The following is a 336-nucleotide window of genomic DNA, read 5'->3' on the forward strand; positions in this document are numbered from 1 at the left end:
TGCTTGATGGCGAGCGTGTCGGGCACGAACGAGCCGAAGACGATCCAGCTGACCAGGAACCACGGCGCCGCGGTCAGCACCGCGAAGCCGGCCGCGGGCAGCAGCCGCCGCCGGATCGCGGGCGCGCTGAGGGCGATGACCACCACGAACACCACGAGGTCGATCCGGGTGAGCACGGCCAGCCCGGCGACCACGCCGAACCAGCGCACCCGGCCTTCGAGCGCGACCACCGTGAGCACCAGCAGCACGGCCGGGATCAGCAGCACCTCGAGCCCGATGGCGGACAGCACGAACGGGTTCAGCAGCACCAGCGCGACCCCGAGCACGCCGGCCGCG

Annotated in this window: 1 pseudogene; it reads right to left on the reverse strand. The window is 72.6% G+C overall.

Features of this window, described 5'->3' with window-relative positions:
- Positions 1-336: pseudogene (locus G3I65_RS09135) on the reverse strand (hypothetical protein); the annotation flags it as partial.

The sequence above is a fragment of the Amycolatopsis sp. SID8362 genome (genome assembly GCF_010550475.1).
In the GTDB taxonomy this organism is placed as follows: Bacteria; Actinomycetota; Actinomycetes; order Mycobacteriales; family Pseudonocardiaceae; genus Amycolatopsis; species Amycolatopsis eburnea.